The sequence below is a fragment of the Phenylobacterium glaciei genome (assembly GCF_016772415.1).
GTDB lineage: Bacteria > Pseudomonadota > Alphaproteobacteria > Caulobacterales > Caulobacteraceae > Phenylobacterium > Phenylobacterium glaciei.
Window position 1 is genome coordinate 1,146,572 of record NZ_JAGSGD010000001.1, and the last position, 19,660, is coordinate 1,166,231.

Annotated in this window: 14 protein-coding genes; 8 read left to right on the forward strand and 6 right to left on the reverse strand. The window is 68.1% G+C overall.

All coding sequences use genetic code 11. The features are described from left to right. Window positions 1-31 precede the first annotated feature (31 nt). From JKL49_RS05515 to JKL49_RS05535, 5 genes are read left to right on the forward strand one after another with little or no spacing between them, the layout of a single operon-like run. A complete protein-coding gene (locus tag JKL49_RS05515; RefSeq protein WP_249778032.1) occupies window positions 32-1,087 on the forward strand; it encodes a DUF2855 family protein in 1,056 nt (351 codons plus the stop codon). Window positions 1,088-1,112: 25 nt separating this feature from the next. After that, a complete protein-coding gene (locus JKL49_RS05520) occupies window positions 1,113-2,501 on the forward strand; it encodes a carotenoid oxygenase family protein (protein ID WP_215338822.1) in 1,389 nt (462 codons plus the stop codon). 53 nt (window positions 2,502-2,554) lie between these two features. Beyond that, complete coding sequence (locus tag JKL49_RS05525; protein ID WP_215338824.1) at window positions 2,555-2,989, forward strand: DoxX family protein; 435 nt, start codon at window positions 2,555-2,557, stop codon at window positions 2,987-2,989. After that, a complete protein-coding gene (locus JKL49_RS05530) occupies window positions 2,986-3,966 on the forward strand; it encodes an NADPH:quinone reductase (protein ID WP_215338826.1) in 981 nt (326 codons plus the stop codon). The genes JKL49_RS05525 and JKL49_RS05530 overlap by 4 nt, the downstream gene beginning before the upstream one ends. Further along, window positions 3,963-4,352, forward strand: a complete 390-nt coding sequence (locus JKL49_RS05535; RefSeq protein WP_215338827.1) for a nuclear transport factor 2 family protein — start codon at window positions 3,963-3,965, stop codon at window positions 4,350-4,352. Before JKL49_RS05530 ends, JKL49_RS05535 begins: the two co-directional genes overlap by 4 nt. A gap of 337 nt (window positions 4,353-4,689) precedes the next feature. On the opposite strand, the gene JKL49_RS05540 is transcribed toward JKL49_RS05535, so the two are convergent. The 3 genes from JKL49_RS05540 to JKL49_RS05550 form a co-directional block, all read right to left on the reverse strand. After that, entirely contained in the window at window positions 4,690-5,487 is a 798-nt protein-coding gene (locus JKL49_RS05540; RefSeq protein WP_215338829.1) for a class I SAM-dependent methyltransferase, read from the reverse strand. After that, entirely contained in the window at window positions 5,488-8,250 is a 2,763-nt protein-coding gene (gene secA / locus JKL49_RS05545; RefSeq protein WP_215338831.1) for a preprotein translocase subunit SecA, read from the reverse strand. Between the two features lie 222 nt (window positions 8,251-8,472). Next, on the reverse strand, window positions 8,473-9,648 hold the full coding sequence (locus JKL49_RS05550) for an acetyl-CoA C-acyltransferase (protein ID WP_215338833.1): 1,176 nt from the start codon (window positions 9,646-9,648) through the stop codon (window positions 8,473-8,475). Window positions 9,649-9,797: 149 nt separating this feature from the next. Here JKL49_RS05550 and JKL49_RS05555 point away from each other — a divergent pair, with 149 nt between their 5' ends. Together JKL49_RS05555 and argJ are read left to right on the forward strand one after the other, a co-directional pair. Next, window positions 9,798-10,847: a peptidylprolyl isomerase gene (locus JKL49_RS05555; protein WP_215338835.1), complete on the forward strand. Its 1,050-nt coding sequence runs from the start codon at window positions 9,798-9,800 to the stop codon at window positions 10,845-10,847. Continuing rightward, window positions 10,844-12,322: a bifunctional glutamate N-acetyltransferase/amino-acid acetyltransferase ArgJ gene (gene argJ, locus JKL49_RS05560; protein WP_215338837.1), complete on the forward strand. Its 1,479-nt coding sequence runs from the start codon at window positions 10,844-10,846 to the stop codon at window positions 12,320-12,322. The genes JKL49_RS05555 and argJ overlap by 4 nt, the downstream gene beginning before the upstream one ends. Here argJ and JKL49_RS05565 read toward each other — a convergent pair. Together JKL49_RS05565 and JKL49_RS05570 are read right to left on the reverse strand one after the other, a co-directional pair. After that, the gene (locus JKL49_RS05565) at window positions 12,319-14,709 is read right to left on the reverse strand and encodes a putative bifunctional diguanylate cyclase/phosphodiesterase (RefSeq protein WP_215338839.1); all 2,391 of its coding nucleotides are present in this window, start codon (window positions 14,707-14,709) and stop codon (window positions 12,319-12,321) included. The genes argJ and JKL49_RS05565 overlap by 4 nt on opposite strands. Next, window positions 14,706-16,217 (reverse strand): FecR domain-containing protein, encoded by a 1,512-nt coding sequence (locus tag JKL49_RS05570; RefSeq protein ID WP_215338841.1) that lies wholly within the window; start codon window positions 16,215-16,217, stop codon window positions 14,706-14,708. The genes JKL49_RS05565 and JKL49_RS05570 overlap by 4 nt, the downstream gene beginning before the upstream one ends. 218 nt (window positions 16,218-16,435) lie before the next feature. Between JKL49_RS05570 and JKL49_RS05575 the strand changes: the two genes are divergently transcribed. Beyond that, the gene (locus tag JKL49_RS05575; RefSeq protein ID WP_215338843.1) at window positions 16,436-17,986 is read left to right on the forward strand and encodes a ShlB/FhaC/HecB family hemolysin secretion/activation protein; all 1,551 of its coding nucleotides are present in this window, start codon (window positions 16,436-16,438) and stop codon (window positions 17,984-17,986) included. A gap of 70 nt (window positions 17,987-18,056) precedes the next feature. Here JKL49_RS05575 and JKL49_RS05580 read toward each other — a convergent pair whose 3' ends face one another. After that, window positions 18,057-19,526: a DEAD/DEAH box helicase gene (locus JKL49_RS05580; protein WP_215338844.1), complete on the reverse strand. Its 1,470-nt coding sequence runs from the start codon at window positions 19,524-19,526 to the stop codon at window positions 18,057-18,059. Window positions 19,527-19,660: the final 134 nt, after the last annotated feature.

The following is a 19,660-nucleotide window of genomic DNA, read 5'->3' on the forward strand; positions in this document are numbered from 1 at the left end:
CAATAAATTTACAACGTAAGAAACAAAAGGGATGGAAACGATGGCGGCCTGGGACCTGCTGGTGGACCGCAAGGACCTGCGCAAGGCGCAGATTGTCCCCTCCGAGGCGCCGCCCCTGGCCGATGGCGAAGTCCGCCTCTCGGTCGAGCGCTTCTCCTTCACCGCCAACAACGTCACCTACGGCCTGATGGGCGACGCCTTCGGCTACTGGAAATTCTTCCCGGCCCCGGAAGGCCTGGGCCGCATTCCGGTCTGGGGTTTCGCCACGGTGACGGAGTCGAAGGCGGCCGATGCCCCCGTCGGCCTGCGCCTGTTCGGCTACCTGCCGATGTCCACCAGTTTCGTCATGCAGCTGGAAAAGGGCCGCACCGGCTTTGTTGATCGCGCGCCGCACCGCGCCGAACTGCCCCCCACCTACAACGCCTATGCGCAGGCGCCCGCCGACCCCCTGGACGACCATCGGGCCCTGCTGCGGCCCCTGCTGATGACCAGTTTCCTGCTGGACGACTTCCTGGGCGAGGACGCGGCTCTAACCTCGCTTGTGCTCTCCAGCGCCTCCAGCAAGACCGCCCTGGGTCTGGCCTGGTTCGCCAAGGCCCGCGGCCGCGAAGTCATCGGCCTGACCTCGCCCGCCAATGCCAAGTCGATCGAAGGCCTCGACCTGTACGACAAGGTCCTGACCTACGACGAGGTCGCCTCGCTGAAGACCAAGGGCCCCACCGCCTTCGTCGATTTCGCCGGCGACCGCGCCACCACCGCCAAGATCCATGTGGCCCTGGGCGAGGCCCTGACCCGCAGCATCATTGTCGGCGCCACCCACTGGGAGGCCGGACGCGAGGACCGCGCCATTCCCGGCCCGACGCCGACCCTGTTCTTCGCCCCCGACCAGATCCGCAAGCGCATGGGCGACTGGGGACCGGGCGAGGTCGAGACCCGCTTCGACAAGGGCCTGCGCGCCTTCGTCGCCGACAGCCCCTGGCTGAACCTGATCCAGCACCAGGGTCAGCAGGGCCTGACCGACGCCTATCACATGGTCCTGGAAGGTCGCGTGCGGCCCCAGGACGGCCACATCATCCGGCCGGCTTGAACCGGTCAATCAAGGGAGACACGTCATGGACGGCGAGGTTCGCATCAATCCCTACCTGTCGGGCAACTTCGCCCCCGTGCGGTCGGAGGACGACTTCGATCTGCCGGTCACCGGGGAGATCCCGGCGGGCCTGCGCGGCACCCTCTACCGCACCGGGCCCAACCCGCAGTTCCAGCCCATCGACCCGAACTATCACTGGTTCACCGGTGACGGCATGCTGCACGGCTTCCGCGTGGCGGACGGCAAGGTGAGCTACCGCAACCGCTATGTCCGCACGCCGAAATGGGAGCTGGAGCACGAGCACGGCCGCTCGCTGTTCGCGGGCTTCAACCCGATGCTGAGCGACCCGCTGACCGCCGGCAAGGACGGCGGCGTGGCCAACACCAATATCCTCTGGCACGCCGGGCGCCTGCTGGCCTTGGAAGAGGGCCACATGCCCTTCGAGGTCGCCGCCGGGACCATGGCTCCCAAGGGCTACGCCGAGCAGTACAAGGGTAAGGTCACCGCCCACCCGAAGATCGATCCCAAGACCGGCGAGATGGTCTGGTTCGGTTACGGCGTCGGCGACATGCCGCTGTCGGCGGGCATGAGCTACGGGGTCACCGACGCCAAGGGCGTGGTTACCCGCCGCTCGGATTTCCAGGCGCCCTATTCGGCGATGATCCACGACTTCCTGGTGACGGAGAACTACGTGCTGTTCCCGGTCCTCCCGCTGACCGGCAGCCTCGAACGCGCCATGAAGGGCCTGCCGGCCTATGCCTGGGAGCCCGAAAAGGGCGGCCATGTGGGCGTCATGCGCCGCGACGCCGATGTCTCCACCATCCGCTGGTTCAACGTGCCGGCCTGCTACGTCTTCCACCCGATGAACGCCCATGAGGTGGACGGCAAGATCGTCGCCGAGGTGGCCCGCTATGACGCCGCCCCGCTGTTCCCCATGGCCGACGGATCGCCGGGCCTGCGCACCGCCGCGCGCCTGACCCGCTGGACCTTCGATCTGGGCGCCAACAGCGACGCCATCAAGGAAGAGGCGATCGACGATCTCGACTGCGAGTTCCCGCGCTTCGACGAGCGGCTGGCGGGCGGCGCCTATCGCCACGGCTTCTATGCCGGCGACACCACCAATGCGAAGTCGGTGAAGCTGAACGCCATCGCCCACCTGGACCTCGCCACCGGCAAGCGCCAGGTCCACGCCTTCACCGGCGGCGACATGACCTCGGAACCGGTGTTCACCCCGCGCTCGGCCGATGCGCCGGAGGGCGACGGCTGGCTGACGGCGGTGGTCTACCGTGCCGCCGAGGACCGCAGCGACTTCGTGGTCTTCGACGCCCTCGACGTCGCCAAGGGTCCTATCGGCATGGCCCACATGCCCCGCCGCGTGCCCTTCGGCTTCCACGGCAACTGGGTGGCCGACTGACTTAGAGCGGCCGAGGGCTTGCCCCTCGGCCGGCTCGCCGCGATGGTCTCGCCATGACCTTCGCGATCCCTGATCCGTCCCTGCCGCGTCCCCGCCTGCGCGCCGCCCTGCGCTGGCTGCTGGCGGCGATCTACATCGCCTTCGGGATCGTCCACCTGCGCGGCGCCCACGGCTTCCTGGCCATCATGCCGCCCTGGGTCCCGTATCCGCTGGAGGTGGTGCTGTTCACCGGGGTCTGCGAGATCCTGGGCAGCGCCGGCCTGCTGATCCCGCGCCTGAGGTGGATCTCCGGCGTCATGCTGGCGCTCTATGCGGTCTGCGTCTATCCGGCCAACCTGCATCACGCCTTTGGCCACGTGACGGTCAGCAGCCTGCCGTCCAGCTGGTGGTATCACGGGCCCAGGCTGGCCTTTCAGCCGGTGTTCGTCTGGTGGGCCCTGTTCGCCGGCGGCGTGATCAACTGGCCGTTCCGAAAGGTCCCCGCATGAAAGCCATCTGGTACGACGCCACCGGCCCCGCCCGCGAGGTGCTGCAACATGGCGACCGCCCGACCCCGGAGCCCGGCCACGGCCAGGCCCTGATCCGGGTGAAGGCGTCCGGCGTGAACCCCTCGGACGCCGGCATGCGCGCCGGCCCGGCGGCCATGGCCTATCCCCGCATCACCCCCAACAGCGATGGCGCCGGGATCGTCGAGGCGGTCGGCCCGGGCGTCGCGGCCACCTGGGTGGGCAAGCGGGTCTGGTTCTACAACGGCCAGCGCAACGGCCGCGCCTTCGGGTCCGCCGCGGAATATATCGAGCTCGACACCGACCTCTTGATGGAACTGCCCGACAGCGTCTCCTTCGCGCAGGGCGCAACCCTGGGCATCCCCTGCATGACCGCCCACCGCAGCCTGTTCGTGGCGGGACCCGTCCAGGGTCGCACGGTGCTGGTGACCGGCGGGGCGGGCGCCGTGGGCCACTACGCCGTACAGCTGGCCAAGTGGGCGGGGGCCACGGTGATCGCCACGGTCAGCTCCGACGAGAAGGCCGACCGCGCCCAGGCCGGCGGCGCCGACCACGTCATCGACTACCGCCAGGAGAAGGTCGCCAAGCGGGTCCGCGAGCTGACGAACGGCGAGGGCGTACACCACGTGGTCGACGTCGACTTCGGCGGCAATATCGCCACCACACTGCAGGTGGTCCGGGTCAACGGCTCGGTGGCCTTCTACGCCACCAAGGGGGCCCGCGAGCCGGTGCTCCCGGCCGGCGCCCTGATGGGCCTGAACCTGGGCGTCCACGGCGTCTACCTGCCGATCACGCCGCCCGAGGCCCGCAAGCGGGCGCAACAGGACATCACCCGCTGGATCGGGACCGGGGAGCGGATCCTCTCCGTCGCCGGCCGTTTCCCGCTGGCCGACTGCGCCGGGGCCCACGAGCTGGTGGAGGCGGGCTCCAAGGTGGGCACGGTGGTCGTCGAACCGTGACGCCGGCCGAGACCGCCATCCGCGCCCGGCGCAAGCTGACCAACAAGCTGATCGCGTCCCACGAGGCCGCGCGCCTGCGGCCCTTCCTCGCCCCTGACATCAACCTGATCGCCGGGGACGGCAGCCTGATGGTGGGGGTCGAGTCGGTGCTAGGCGCCTTCGACAGCCAGTTCCGCGATCCGAGCTTCGTCACCTACCTGCGAACCACCGAGAGCGTCCGCCCCGACCAGGACGAGGCGCGCGCCGCCGAGACCGGGACCTGGGTCGCCACCTGGCGCGGATCGCCGACCCTGACGGGGACCTACTTGGCGGCCTGGAAGAAGGTCACCGGCCAGTGGGTGATCGAGAGCGAGCTCTACGTCACCCTGACTGAAACGCCTGCCTGACCCCATGCAGTCCTGCAGAGCGGGTCTGCGACATTGACCCCTCCCGCAATGGCCAAGCTCGCCCCATATACGGGCTGTCGCCGCTCCCCCGGCGACGCATTCCACCCTTGGAGACGACCGTGAAAATCCTGTGGCCGCTGCTCACGCTGGGCGTGACGATCAGCATGGCGATGACGACCTGGTCAGGTCACGCCTTCAGCTAGACCCTAACCCCTGCCGGGACCAGCGAGGCGCGGCTGTTAAGCGCCTCGCGGTCGAAGCCGGCGATATTCTTTCCCCTATTCCCCGGCGGTCGCCTCCAGCGCCTCGCGGCGCTCGGGCGCGCACGTCTGCAGGCCTAGGTCAGCAGACGGCGGATCGTCTCGCGAATGCCCTTCCAGGGCGGCGCCAGGCCGTCGGGGCTGACCTCCGACTTGGGACCTTTGCGGGAGACCAGCACCTCGATGTACTCCGCCCGGATGCCGCGGCTCATGTCGTCGATGGTCCAGATGGTGGTGGACAGCCCGCTGGCGGCGTCCAGGTAGTCGGCGATGTCGTAGCCCCAGTCCACGGTCACCAGCGACCCCTGCGGGTCGATGGGGTTGGCGTGGTACATCGGCTCCATCAGGTGCTCGACCTGGCCCAGGCGGTTGCGCCGGGCGCGGCGCACGGAAGCGCGGGCCTTGTTGACGATGGGCACCGTGCAGATGTGGAAGCCGCCGGGCTTAAGCGTTCTGGCCACCTCGGCGATGGCGCGGTTGGGTGCGAACAGGTGCTCGAACACATCCTGGGTCACCACGATGTCGAAGCTGGCGTCGGCGAAGGTCTGGTTCTCAAGGTCCTCGCAGCGCCAGCCCCATTGCGGGTGGGCGGTCCCGAGCGGCACGTCGGGGCCATAGTGGCTTGAGCGGTAGCCCGGCGCCTCGGCGGCGATCCGGCGGCTGGCCGCGGTGCCGGGCGAGCTCTCATGGATATCCAGGCCGCGCCAGTCAGGGCGCAGGTCGGCCAGGATCTTCATCAGCGCCCGCTCGCGCGGCTGGCTGCCGCAGGCGCCGCACAGGAAGTGGTCGCGCAACCATTCGTCCTTGGCGGTGAAGGTCACCGCCTGCTCACAGACCGGGCAGACGCCTTGGACTTCGAGCAGGTAGTCGCTCACCTAGATCAGCGTCCCGTGGCAGTGCTTGAACTTCTTGCCCGAGCCGCAGGGGCAGGCCGAGTTGCGGCCGGTCTGCTGCCAGCCGTCCGGCAGAGCTGACAGCGGCAGGGCTTGGCGCTGCTCCACCGACAGCCCGTCAGGCAGGGCGCCCATCTGCACGGCGTTCTCGCCGGTCAGGGGGTCCATGTGGACCTCGGTGTAGTTGCTCAGAGGCGCGGGCTCTTCCGGCTCGGCGTAGCTGAACTCCACCGTCATCAGCCAGCGGGTCACGTTCTGGCGCAGGTCCACCAGTAGCTTCTCGAACAGGGAGAAGGCCTCGGTCTTGTACTCGTTCAGCGGATCGCGCTGGGCGTAGCCGCGCAGGCCGATGACGTTGCGCAGGTGGTCCAGGTGCATCAGGTGCTCGCGCCACTGCAGATCGACCATCTGCAGCAGGAAGCTCTTCTCGATATTGCGCATCTGCTCGGGGCCGACGGCGGCCTCGCGCTCGATGGCCCGCGCATCGGAGGCCTTCTGGATTCGGTCCTGGATTTCTTCGTTGGCGATACCTTCTTCGCCGGCCCACTGGGCGATCGGCAGGTCCATGCCCAGCATGGCCACCACGTGCTCATGCAGGCCCTCGACGTCCCACTGCTCAGCATAGGCCTTGGGCGGCAGGTGGCGGGTGACCAGGTCCTCGATGGTGTCCTGGCGCATCTCGGTGATGACGTCGGACAGGTCTGTGGCGTCCATGAACTCGGCGCGCTGCTCGAACACCGCCTTGCGCTGGTCGTTCACGACGTCGTCGTATTTCAGCAGGTTCTTGCGGATTTCGTAGTTGCGCTGCTCGACGCGCTTCTGGGCCGTGGCGATGGCGCCGTTCAGCCACTTGTGGGTGATGGCCTCGCCTTCCTGAACGCCGAAGGTGCGCATGATCCCGTCGAGACGCTCACCGGCGAAGATGCGCAGCAGGTCGTCCTCGCAGGACAGGAAGAACTTCGAGTGGCCGGGGTCACCCTGACGGCCGGTACGGCCGCGCAGCTGATTGTCGATCCGGCGGCTCTCGTGGCGCTCGGTGCCCAGCACGAACAGGCCGCCGGCGGCCAGGGCCTGGACCTTCAGGTCGGCGATCTCGGTCTCGATCTCGGCCTTGCGCTTGATGGCCATCTCGGGCGTGACCTCGATGCCCAGACCCAGCTGCTCGTCACGCCACTTCAGCACCCGCATGTCGACGTTGCCGCCCAGCTGGATGTCGGTGCCGCGGCCGGCCATGTTGGTGGCAATGGTCACCGCGCCGGGGATGCCGGCGTCGGCCACGATCAGGGCTTCCTGTTCGTGGTAGCGGGCGTTCAGCACGTTGTGCGGCACACCCTTGACGGTCTTGCCCTTGGCGTCGGTGAACTTGTGCTCTTTCAGCAGCTCCGACAGGGTCTCCGACTTCTCGATGGAGACGGTGCCCACCAGGATCGGCTGGCCGCGCAGGTGGCAGTCTTCGATCTGCTTGAGGATGGCCAGGTTCTTCTCGGCCTCGGTGCGGTAGACCTCGTCGTCGTCGTCGATCCGCGCCACCGGGCGGTTCGTCGGGATCTCCATGACGTCCATCTTGTAGATGTCGCCGAATTCCTGGGCCTCGGTGGTGGCCGTGCCGGTCATGCCCGACAGCTTCGAATAGAGGCGGAAGTAGTTCTGGATGGTGACCGAGGCCAGGGTCTGGTTCTCGGGCTGGACGTGGGCGCCTTCCTTGGCCTCGATGGCCTGGTGCAGGCCCTCGGACAGGCGGCGGCCCTGCATCATGCGGCCGGTGAACTCGTCGATCAGGATCACCTCGCCCGAGCGGACGATGTAGTCCTTCTCGCGGGTGTAGAGGACGTTGGCCCGCAGGGCCTGGTTCACGTGGTGGACGATGGAGACGTTGGCCGCGTCATAGAGGCCGGCCGAATCCTCAGCCAGGTGACCACCGGACATCAGGATGTCCTCGATCTTCTCCGCGCCCCATTCGGTCAGGATGACCTGCTTCTGCTTCTCGTCGTGGTCGAAGGTGGTGGGGTCGGTGATCAGATCCTTCACCAGCAGGTCGATGGTCTTGTAGAGCTCGCTACGGTCGTCGGTGGGACCCGAAATGATCAGAGGCGTGCGCGCCTCGTCGATCAGGATGGAGTCCACCTCGTCGACGATCACGAAGTGGTGGCCACGCTGCACCATCTCGCCCGCGTCATAGACCAGGTTGTCGCGCAGGTAGTCGAAGCCGAATTCGTTGTTGGTGCCGTAGGTGATGTCGGCGTTGTAAGCCGCCTGGCGCTGGCCCTGGGACAGGCCGTGCACGATGTTGCCGCTGGTCAGACCCAGGAAGGAATAGACCTGACCCATCCAGTCGCCGTGCAGTTGGGCGAGGTAGTCGTTGACGGTGATGACGTGGACGCCCTTGCCGGCCAGCGCGTTCAAATAGACCGGCGCGGTGGCGACGAGGGTCTTGCCTTCACCCGTGCGCATCTCGGCGATGCCGCCCTGGTGCAGGACCATGCCCCCCACCAGCTGGACGTCGAAGTGGCGTTGGCCCAGCACCCGGCGCGCGGCCTCGCGCACCACGGCGAAGGCTTCCTCCAGGAGTTGGTCCAGGGTTTCGCCCTTGGCCAGGCGTTCCTTGAACTCGGTCGTCTTGGCGCGCAGCGCCTCGTCGGACAGGGCCTGGATCTGGGGTTCGAGCGCGTTGATCTTCGCGACGCGGGCCGTCATGGCCTTGACCTTGCGGTCGTTGGAAGAGCCGAAGAACCGTTGGAAGAGCATGCGAGGGGGACGTCCGGATGATGCGGGGCGGCGGCGGGGCCGCTTGGGGACCCTTCGCCTGCCCGGAAATTCCGCTCTTTTCAGGGCGCGCGAGACTTAAGCAGCGCCCCACCAAGTGTCAACGCGGCTAGGGTGAGTGAGCTTAACGCTCAAGCTCCGGATTCGCCCAAAGAAAAGGCCCTCCCGGTGAGGGGAGGGCCGATCTTATCGTTTGATTCGAAGTCAGTAGACTTCGAACAGGCCGGCGGCGCCCATACCGCCGCCGATGCACATGGACACGACGGCCCACTTGGCGTTCCGGCGCTTGCCTTCCTGCAGGACGTGGCCGGCCAGACGGGCGCCGGTCATGCCATAGGGGTGGCCGATGGCGATGGAGCCGCCGTTGACGTTGTACTTCTCGGGATCAATGCCGAGCTTGTCGCGGGAATAGAGGCACTGAGAGGCGAAGGCCTCGTTCAGTTCCCAAAGGTCGATGTCGTCGATCTTCAGGCCGTGGCGTTCCAGCAGGCGCGGGATCGCGAAGACCGGGCCGATGCCCATTTCGTCAGGCTCGCAGCCGGCGACGGCCCAGCCCTTGAAGGCGCCCATGGGCGACAGGCCGGCCTTTTCGGCGGCCTTGCTATCCATGATCACCACGGCGGCGGCGCCGTCCGACAGCTGGCTGGCGTTGCCGGCGGTGATGAACTTGTTGTCGCCTTCACGGACCGGCTTCAGCTTGGCCAGGCCTTCCAGGGTGGTGTCGGGACGGTTGCACTCGTCCTTGTCGACCACGAAGTCGACGATCGACTCTTCCTTGGTCTCCTTGTTGACGACCTTCATCTTGGTCTTCAGCGGGACGATCTCGTCCTTGAACTTATTGGCTTGCTGGGCCGCGGCCATGCGGCGCTGCGATTCCAGGCTGTACTCGTCCTGGGCTTCGCGGCTGACCTTGTAGCGCTCGGCCACGATGTCGGCGGTGTCGATCATCGGCATGAAGACGCCGGGATACTGTTGGAACAGGGCCGGGTCGTTGTTCTCACGCGAACCGCCGCCGCCGGGGAAGGAGAGGCTCTCCACGCCACCGGCCACAACCGCGTCGGCGCCGTCGTTGCGCACGTAGTTGGCGGCCGTCGCGATGGTGTTCAGTCCGGAGGAGCAGAAGCGGTTGACGGTCACGCCCGAGGTGGTGATGGGCATGCCGGCCAGCAGGGCCACCTGGCGGCCCAGGTTGCCGGCGCCGTGCGCCACGTTGCCGATGATGCAGTCTTCGATGGCCGAGGCGTCGAGACCCGACTTGGCCACGGCGTGCTTCACGGCGTGGGCGCCCATGGTCATCGTCGGGGTCATGTTGAAGCCCCCGCGACCCGACTTGGCCAGGCCCGTGCGGGCATAGGAAACGATTACGGCTTCGCGCGTCATGAAAATATATCCTCCCGGAAAATGGACCACGTCAGCCGGAATGTTGGGGCCGCGCAGGTTTTGATCGGCGGCAACCTTTGCATCCCGTGGCGTAAATGGCTAGGGACGGACGCCGGGTTGGCGCCATTTTAGACTTAGAGGTATGGGCGATGTCGCAGGGAAGTTTCACCCGCATTTCGCGCCCGGTCCGCACGATGATTGTCGTGCTGGCCGCGACCCTGATGCTGGCCTCCTGCGGGAAGGGGACTGGCGCGGAACATCCTCCCGAGCCGGGCGACACCGCCGTAGCCAAGGTCGACGGCCGCACCGTCTGGTCCTCCGACGTCAAACGCGAGGCCGTGGCCCAAGGGTTGATCGGCGAGGGTGAGCCCCTCGACGTCTCATCGGACCTGTTCCGCCGGGTGATGGACGAGGTGGTGGACCAGAAACTGCTGGCCAGCGAGGCGCTGAAGCGCAAGCTGGACAAGGACCCCGCCGCTCAGCGCCGCCTTGCCGCCGCCCGCGAACGCATCCTGGGCGACATGCTGGTGGAGAGCACCGTCTCTGACGCCGTCAACGAGAACGCCATCCGGGGCCTCTACCAGGAGCAGCTCAAGCTCGCGAAACAGTCCGAGGAATTGAAGGCCCGCCAGATCGTGCTGGCCAGCCTGGCCGAGGCCGACGCGGTCAAGAAGCTGCTGGCCACCGGCGCCTCCTTCGAGGCGCTCGCCATGGAGCGCTCCACCGACGCCGCCACCCGCTTCAACGGCGGCGACCTCGGCTACTTCACCACCGATGTCATGCCCGAGGCCTATGACGCCAACCTCAAGATCGCCAAGGCCGGCCAGATCGTCGGGCCCTTCGAGGTGGACGGCGGCTGGGCTCTGGTGAAGGTCGAGGACCGGCGCCTGGAGCAGCCCATCACCCTGGAGGCCGCCCGGCCGCAGATCGTGCGCTTCCTGACCTATGACCAGGTCCGCGACCTGCTGGAAAAGCTCCGGGCCCGCTCCAAGATCCAGACCCTGATCCGCGCGCCGCAGGACGTCCCCGGCCAGCCCAAGGAGCCAGCCAGCGCCCCGCCCGTGAAGCCTGGCGCCGCCACGGTCCCCGCAACCCCGCCGGAGGCCGCGGCCCCGGTCGCCAAGCCTGCCGCGGCCAAGCCCGCCGCACCCGTCGCCAAGGCCCCCGCCCAACCCGCGACCAAGGCGGCCAAGCCATGACCCGTCCGCCCGTCAAGACGACGCCTGAGAAGAAGGCCGCCGCCGCCAAGCCCAAAGCCGCTGGAAAGACCCCGGCCGCCATCGCCCTGGAGGTCGCCTCCAAGCCGGTGGAGGCGGTGGGCCACACCATCGAACGCGCCCTGGAACCGCTGAACACCGCCCTGAAGCGCGCGACCCAGAAGCGCGCCGACAAGCAGGCCGAGCCTGCCGCGCCTGCGACCCCGGCGCCCGCCAAGGGCGCCCTGCCGGTCTCGCCCCTGGCCGTGCCGTTCCCGAAGATCCCGCCCATCGCCGGGGTGCAGATCGCCACCAGCCGCGCCGGCTTCTACAAGCATGAGCGCGACGACCTGCTGGTGATGCGTTTCGCCAAGGGCACCTCGGCGGCGGGTGTCTTCACCCGCCACGGCATCGGCTCGGCGCCGGTCGACTGGTGCAAGAAGCATCTGGAGATGTCCAAGGGCGCCGACGCCCAGGCCCTGGTGGTCAACGCCGGCTGCGCCAACTCCTTCACCGGCAAGCCCGGCGCCGACGCCGTGCGCCGGGTGGCCTCGGCCGTGGCCAAGCGCTTCGACTGCCGCCAGCGCGACGTGATGGTGGCCTCCACCGGCGTCATCGGCGTGCTGCTGGACGATGCCAAGATCACTCAGCGCCTGCCCGACATCGAGGCCAGGCTCACCGACGACAACTGGGCCGGCGCCGCGCGGGCCATCATGACCACCGACACCTTCGCCAAGGGCGCTTACGCCGAGGCGATGATCGATGGCGAGAAGGTCAAGATCGCCGGCATCTGCAAGGGCTCGGGGATGATCGCCCCCGACATGGCCACCATGCTGGCCTTCGTGGCTACCGATGCGGCCATCTCGCCGGCCGCTCTGCAGACCCTCGCCAGCCTCTACACGCGGACCACCTTCAACTGCGTGACCGTGGACGGCGACCGCTCCACCAACGACACCCTGCTGCTGTTCGCCACCGGCCAGTCCTCAGCCCCGCTCATCAGCCGCGCCGGCGACAAACGTCTGGCCGACTTCCGGGTGAAGCTGGAGGCCGTGCTGCTGGACCTGGCCCTTCAGTTGGTCCGCGACGGCGAGGGCGCCAGCAAGTTCGTCAAGATTAACGTCACCGGCGCCGAGAGCCCGGCCTCGGCCCGCAAGATCGCCCGCACCATCGCCGAGAGCCCGCTGGTGAAGACCGCCTTCGCCGGCGAGGACGCCAACTGGGGCCGCATCGCCATGGCCATCGGCCGCGCCGACGAGCCCATCGACCGCGACCGCGTGAAGATCCAGTTCGGCCCGCTGATCGCCGCCCAGGACGGCCTCGTCTCACCCACCTACGACGAGGACAAGATGAGCGCCTACATGAAGAACCAGGAGCTGGAGGTCAGCGTCGACGTCGGCGTCGGCAAGGGCGCCGCCAGCGTCTGGACCTGCGACCTCACCAAGCAATACGTCGCCATCAATGGCGACTACCGGAGCTAGCCGACCGCGGCGCGCCGGGGATTCTGTCCCCAGCCCGTCAGGAAATCGGTGAGATCGGTCAGCGGGACCGGACGGGAGATCAGGTAGCCCTGGATGGCGTCGCAGCCCAGCAGGGCGAGTGCGGCCTGGACCTCGGCGGTCTCGACCCCCTCTGCGACGACGCTCATGCCCAGGCTGTGGGCCAGGTCGATGGTGGATTTCAGGATCAGCCGGTCGCGCTGGCTTTCGGCCACCGCCACCACCAGGGACTTATCGATCTTCAGTTCGTCGGCGTGCAGCATCTTCAGATAGGACAGCGACGACAGGCCCACGCCGTAGTCGTCGATGGACACCTTCAGGCCGGCGGCGCGGAACGCCGCGATGGAGGCCGTCGCCGCCGTCGGGTTCTCGATCACCGCGGTTTCAGTGATCTCCAGGCAGAGGCCATGGTCTCGGCTCGCCACCATCGCCTGGACGTGGTCGCAGAAGCTGCGATCAGCCAGCAGTCGCCCAGAGATGTTCACCGAGACGATCACATCGTGGCCCGCCGCGCTTAGGGTCGCCCGGTCTTCAAGGGCGCGCGCCAGGGTCCACTCGGTCAGCTCGCGGATATTGCCGGTTTCCTCGGCGATGCCGATGAAACTGTCGGGTGGGATGTTCCCTCTTGAAGGGTGCTTCCAGCGGATCAAGGCCTCGACGCCATGCACCTCGCCGTCGGCCGTGCTCACCTTCGATTGGTAGTGGAGGCTCAGATCACCGGCGTGCAGGCCTCGGCGCATCTCGCTCATCAGGGCCAGGTTAAGAGACGGATCGGCATAGGCGTCGGCTTGGTAGGTGACGACACGGCTGTTCTGGCGTCGAGCCTCGTCGAGGGCCAGCGCGGCGTTCTCCAGCAGCCTTTCGGCGTCGTCCTGGGGGCTGAGCTGGCGGGAGACGCCCAGCTTGATGAAGGCGTCCACCGGGTGGCCCGCCACCTCGTGCCCGGGATCCAGGTCTTCGAGCCGTCTCAGGTCGGTCAGCAGCGTGGCGACGTCGGCGCGTTGCAGGACCAGTCCCAGAACCGACGTGGAGAGGTGGGCGACCTGGCTGTCGCCACAGACCGCTTCCAGCCGGGCAGCCACCCCGCGTACGATCAGGTTGGAAAGGCTGTAGCCGACGGCGCCCCGCATGGTGGGGTAGCGGTCGATGCCGATGGCGACCACGGCCAGGGCGCCGCCGTCCCCCTGCTGCATCCGCATCCCGATCTCGGTCAGCAGAGCTCTGCGATTTGGTAGTCCGGTTTCTGGTTCGTGCAGGGCCTGATGCAAAAGGCCCGCTTCGCGCTCGGCGACAATCGACCGGGCCCGCCGGGCGAGCTCGGCGCGCGTCGCCCATAGAAGGCAAAGGAGCTGGGCGGCCACGAGCGGCGCCACCGAGGGGCTGACCGGGGCCAGGTTCTGTAAAAAGACCGGCAGGGTCAGCAGCCCGACGCCGGCCGCGATGTGCCGACGCGTCAGGGCTCCGAGGGATAGCTCACGGTCGGCGCGCAGGAGCAGGATCAGCAGGCAGGCGAGGGCGAAGGTCATCCAGGCCGGCGGCGCCATGAGGGCTCGACCGCTGGTCAGGTTCTCGAAGGCCAGGGCGTGGATATAGACCCCGTTCACCGTGCCAGCCTGTGGTGTCGCGAACTCGTCGCCCAGTTCGAGGGCCGTGGCTCCGATGAGGATGGACCGTCCCCGCACCAGCTTCGGATCGAAACGGTTGCTGTAAACGTCGTCAAAGCTCAGGTGATCGATCTCGCGCACCCTTGCGCCATAGTCGATCAGGAAGCTGTCCCGCCGCTGCAGAGGTGTCTGGGCCAACGAGGCGCCCATGGAGGGGCGATAGGTGTCCTCTGCGCCAAAGCCATAGGTGTAGCGGCGCACGCGGCCATCGGCGTCCACAGGGATGTTCACGCTGGCCAGCAGGGCCTCAGTCGAGAGGCCACGCAGCGGCGAGGTTTCGACCAGGCTGGAGCCGCCATCGGTCCCGCGCACCGGCTGGACGAAGGTCGGCAGGATGACGGAGCCCGGCCGAGCCGCGATAGCGTCGGCCAGAGCCGCGTCCCTGGCCGAGGTGGAGGTGGCGCTGAAGTCGACATCGAAGGCCACCACCTTGGCGCCCGCCGCCTGCAGGTTGCCGATGGCGGTGGCGAAGCGATCTCGCCCCCAGGGCCAGTGCCCCGCGGCCCGCAGGCTGGGAACGTCAATCTCGACGACCGTGATCTGATGGCTTGGCGCCCGCTGCAGAGCCTGAAACCGCAGAGTGGCCAGGCCGTCGTCGACAGGCGTCAGCATTCCACTCAGCATGGCGAGCGCGACGCCGGCGGCGACGGCCGCCAGGCCGACTTGTGGTCGCAGCCGACCGATCAGATCACCCCATAGAGTCACTTCGGGCCGCGCCCCTTGCCGTTGCCCGAAAGTGCCTCGGTCAGGCCGTCGACGGTCGTGATGACACTGTTCGATCCACCGTTGCCGTTGCCGTTCCCGTTGCCGTTGTTCCCACTGCCGTTGCCGTTGGCCGTGATGGTCCCGGTCTCGGTGGAGCCGCCGCCGTTTCCGTTCCCGTTGCCATTGTTCCCATTGCCGTTGCCGTTGGCCGTGGTGGTCCCGGTCTCGGTGGAGCCGCCGCCGTTTCCGTTCCCGTTGCCGTTGTTCCCATTGCCGTTGCCGTTGGCCGTGGTGGTCCCGGTCTCGGTGGAGCCGCCGCCGTTTCCGTTCCCGTTGCCGTTGTTCCCATTGCCGTTGCCGTTGGCCGTGGTGGTCCCGGGCTCGGTGGAGCCGCCGCCGTTGCCGTTCCCGTTGCCGTTGTTCCCATTGCCGTTGCCGTTGGCCGTGATGGTCCCGGTCTCGGTGGAGCCGCCGCCGTTGCCGTTCCCGTTGCCACTGTTCCCATTGCCGTTGCCGTTGGCCGTGGTGGTCCCGGTCTCGGTGGAGCCGCCGCCGCTTCCGTTCCCGTTGCCGTTGTTCCCATTGCCGTTGGCCGTGGTGGTCCCGGTCTCGGTCGAGCCGCCGCTGTTGCCGTTTCCGTTGTTCCCATTGCCGCCGGTGTGTTCGCTCCCGCTGGAGTTCGCGCTACCTCCGGCGGATTCCGGAGTGCTCCCCACATTGACCGCACCAATGAACGCCGCCTGAGGGGTGCGGTCGTTCTGGGCGACGTCGAGCGCGGGCGTGGCGGGCGATCCGGTCTCCGCGGCTGGTGAGGCTGCGGCTGAGGCATTGCCTGAGGCCACGGCGAGGGTTGCGCTCGAAGGCATCGCGGGGGCGCCGGAGTCCACCAACCCGCCAGATACGATTTTGTAGTCCAGCGGCTCAATCTTTACGGCCGGCGCTTCTCCGCTGGTGGGGGTCATCGTGCCGCTTACCTGCACCGATTGGGGCGCGTCGCGCGACACCGCGCCCGTGGAGCCGGCCGGCACATCGCCGGCCATGTCGGTGGCGTTGGAGCGAACTTCCACCAACCCTTCGGCCACGTTGACCGAGTCTGCCTGCGGGCTCACCACCACGGTGAAGGTGGTGCCCTTGACGATGGCGGCCAGCAGGGGGGTGTCCACGCGGAAGTGGGGCGCCTTCTGCTTGTCGACCTTGAACATCACGGCGCCGAGATCCTGCATCACCCGGGTGAACCCCCCGGAATCCGGCGCCACGGTCATGCGGCTGTTAGGCCCCACGACGATATGCTGCAGTCCGTTGTCGAGGGCCGCGCGCGCGCCGAGCGTGGTGGTGATGCTGGAGCCCGTGGGAACCGCCTGGTTCAGCCTCGCCGGCGCGACCTCGGCCCCGGGGACGGCGATGCGGACCGTGCCGTTGAGCTCCACCAGTCGCCACTCTGCGGCCTGGGCGGAAGCCGCGGAAAACGCGAAGACCGAACAGGCGAGGAGCAGGGATGTGCAACGCATGGGTACCCCCAATTTGTGGAGCGAAAAATTGGCCTTCCCGTCACAAATGGCGCGGCTGTGGCTAAGTCTTTGCTAAGGCGGGAGAAAAATTCCGACCATTAGGGTCTCGTTCACCATGTTCCGTCACGAACGAGGTTGGTGTTTCGGGGAGTGGCAAGGCGTTGGGGTGGTCAGGTGCAGCAGCGTGGCGCTCGGCGGACTGGCCTGTCCGTATCGCCATGCTCATCGCCGCGGGCATGTTCCTGTCGCTTCCAGTCTTCGCCTGGCCCCAGGACGAAGCGACTCCGGAGGCGGCCTGCGGAAAGCCCGACAGTGGCTGCTTCCAGCTCAATGCCGTCAGCCTCGAAGGCCTCACCGTCTACAAACCCGGCGATCTCGCCCCGCTGTACCAGGCCTATCTCACCCGCGAGGTCAGCACCGCCGACCTGGTGACCATAGCGACCGCTATCACCGACAAGTACCGCGCGGATGGCTATTTCCTGTCCCGCGCCGTGGTTCCGTCTCAGGCGCCTGGGACCGGGGTCGCGCGGATCCGGATCTATGAGGGCTATATCAGCGCCGTGGACCTGACGGGCATCGGCGCCCCGGCCGCGTCGCCCTATCTCAAGGGGCTTGCCGAACTCCGCCCCCTGCGGCTGGCGGAGCTTGAGCGCCGGCTGAGCCTGGCCGGCGACGAGCCTGGCGTTCAGATCAAGACCTCGCTGGAGCCGGTGCTGGACGATCCCGCCCGCCACCGGCTGGTGGCGGTGGCCAGTCTCAAACCCCTCGCCGTCTCCGCCTATGTCGACAACCGCGGCCCCAAGACTAGCGGGCCTTGGCAGGCCTATGGCCGCGCGGCGAAGAACTCCGTGATCCGTCCCGGCGACCAACTCGCCCTGGCGGTTCTCAGCGTGCCCAACGATCCGCGCGCTTACACCTATGGCGAGGTGAGCTATTCTACCCCGCTCGGCGGCGGGTCGCGCCTGCGCGGCTCCATCGGCGTCGCCAAGGCCCGGGACGGGGCAAACCCGATATCCAACGATGTGGGCAGCGACAGCCTCGCCGCCAGCGTCAGCTACCTGAAGCCCTTGAAGCGCGACCGCCGGGTCAACGCCTGGACCCAGGCCACCCTGCAGGCGCGGCACATCGAGCAGGACTGGACCGACACCGGCGGCTATGCCGACAACGTCGTGGTGCTGCGCGGCGCGCTCAACGCCGACGTCAGCGCGCCGGGGCGCTCCAGCAACGTCTTCGCCCAGGTCTCGGCCGGCCAGCGCGGCAAGCCCGGCAGCCAGCCCGGGGAGGGGCTCTCGCGCGCCGACGCGTCGCGCCAGTTCGTGAAGCTCAATGTCCACGGCGCGCACTATCGCGACCTCGGCCCCTGGGCAGGCCTGTTCCTGAGCGCCGACGGCCAGTGGTCTCCGAACCGCCTGCTGTCGTCGGAGGAGTTCGTGGTCGGCGGCGCGCCGTACGGACGGGGCTATAACTATGCCGAGATCGGCGGCGACCAGGGGGTGGCCGGGTCGGCTGAGCTGCGCGCCGGCTTCAGCCCCAAGCGCGGCCCCTTCAGCTTCCTGCAGGGCTACGGCTTCTTCGATGTGGGCAAGGTGTGGAATCTGAAGCGTTCGGGCGGTGACGCGGACCTCGCCTCCACCGGCGCCGGTGTCCGCGCCCGGGTGGGCGATCGCGCCACCTTCACGGTCGAGGCCGCCCGCCCCCTGACCCGCACCCCCTATGACCGCCGCAAGAAGACCTGGCGTCCGTTCTTCTCGCTTTCGACGCGGTTCTAGGCAGGCAGCAAAACGCCCCGCGGCGAAGCCACGGGGCGTTTCGTAATCTCAGATCAGGTCAGCCCGCCCCCTAGTCGATGGGGCTCCAGCGCTTGGCCGGGGCCGCGGCGCCAGCTTCGCGCTTGGGGCCTTTGAAGGCCGCCTGGCTGATGGGGGTGGTGGAGGCCCGCTCGCCGCCGGTGCGGGCGCCGTGGGGGTGGCGATCGCCGCCGCCGCCGCCATTGCCGCCGCCGTGACCCTTGGCGGGACGGTTGCGCTGGGCGCGCAGGCCGCCCGGCAGGTCGCTGCGGTTCTGCGGCTTGCGGGTGCCGCCGGCGCCGTTGCGGTCGCCGCCGTGGTTCTTGCGGCCGGCCTCGGCCCGCTCGGCGGCCACTTCCGGCATGGCTTGCGTCATGACCATCAGGGCGCGATCGCCGCGGCGTTCCTCGGTGGGGATGTTCTGGCGCGTCACCTTCTGGATGTCGCGCAGCAGGTTGCGTTCGTCGTCGGCGCAGAAGGCCACGGCCGAACCGCCGGCCCCGGCGCGGGCCGTACGGCCGATCCGGTGGACGTAGCTCTCCGGCACGTTGGGCAGTTCGTACTGCACGACGTGGGTCACGGCGTCGACGTCGATGCCGCGGGCGGCGATGTCGGTGGCCACCAGGGCGCGGACGTCACCGGCCTTGAAGGCGGCGAGCGCGCGTTCCCGCTGGCCCTGGCTCTTGTCGCCGTGGATGGCCGCGGCTTCGACGCCAGCGGCTTCCAGGGACTTGGCCACCCGGTCGGCGCCGCGCTTGGTGCGGGTGAAGACGATGACGCGCTTGAAGTTCTTTTCGGCGAACAGTTCGCAGAGCAGGGCGCGCTTGCGGGCCGTCTCTACGAAGATCACCTTCTGGTCGACCCGTTCCACGGTGGTGGCCTGCGGGGTGACCGAGACCTTCAGGGGGTTGGGGTTGAGCAGTTCGCCGGCCAGCTTGCCGATCTCGGTGGGCATGGTGGCGGAGAAGAACAGGTTCTGCCGTTCCTTGGGCAGGTACTTCACGATGCGGCGGATGGGCAGGATGAAGCCCATGTCCAGCATCTGGTCGGCTTCATCGAGAACGAAGATCTCGACGCCGCCCAGGGTGATGGTCTTTTCGCCCAAGTGGTCGATCAGGCGGCCGGGGGTGGCCACCAGCACGTCGACGCCGCCGGCGAGCGCACGCATCTGGCCGCCGTACTTCACGCCGCCGAACACGACGGCGACGGAGACGCCCAGGTGCTTGCCGTAGGTCTTGAAGCTCTCGCCGATCTGGGTGGCGAGTTCGCGGGTGGGGGAGAGCACCAGGACGCGGCAGCCGCGGCGCGGCGCCGGCTTACGGTCGGCGGCCAGGCGATGCAGGATCGGCAGGGCGAAGGCGGCGGTCTTGCCGGTGCCGGTCTGGGCGATGCCCAGCAGGTCCTTGCCGGTCATGACGCCGGGAATGGCCTGGGTCTGGATGGGGGTGGGGGTGACGTAGCCTTCGTCGGCCAGGGCCTTCAGCAAGGGTTGAGCGAGGCCGAAGTCGGTGAACTTGGTCAAAACGTGTGTATCTTTCACATATGCGCCGAATGCGGCCGCTCGCCGGGGGCGAGGGTCGCGAAGACGCGGGTGATTTGTGGAAAGCCCCCGCGTGGCGGGGCGATCTATGCGATCTCTTTCGGCGCTCGACAGGC